Raw genomic sequence first — 522 nt, forward strand, 5'->3', positions numbered from 1 at the left:
AATATTGCTGCTTATTCTCAATCCGCTCAATCACATCTTGCAATTCATCTGGCTTTAGAAACTCAATCGGAGAGAAGCCTTTCTCAAACGTAAGTGTATCAGCCTCAATCATTAATACGTATCGGTCATTTACCTTTGCAATATGTATTTGATCCCCGAAATCAGCAAGCAGAGCTTTCACAGAAATGTGATCGGCTTTAACCTTTAATTCTACTTCAGGAGCATGCTCGACGATTTGAGCGGTAGCTTCCATTATTTCTTCGGTTGAAAACTGTTCCATAATTTCGCGTTTCGGACTAGCGGCCCATACTTCCATCGCTTGGTCGAATTGTTCGCGTTCTTCCGTACCTTCTTCAAATATATCTTCAATTTGGTCGTATACCATGTCCATTACTTGTGTTTTCATAATTTCAGGCATGGAGCGTTCATATTCGACAAATTTTAAGAAGTCTTCAAAGTAGCGGGCATGCGATGCTTGGTGTATTTTTAATTCGCCGACTTCGACCATACCTTCTTCAGGCA

Annotated in this window: 1 protein-coding gene; it reads right to left on the reverse strand. The window is 40.8% G+C overall.

The window, feature by feature from the left end; all coding sequences use genetic code 11:
* A partial coding sequence (locus MR056_RS21955) for a DUF3898 domain-containing protein (RefSeq protein ID WP_242136732.1) occupies positions 1-522 on the reverse strand: 522 nt, incomplete at both ends.

This window comes from Bacillus cereus group sp. BfR-BA-01360, assembly GCF_022663595.1.
Taxonomy (GTDB): domain Bacteria; phylum Bacillota; class Bacilli; order Bacillales; family Bacillaceae_G; genus Bacillus_A; species Bacillus_A cytotoxicus.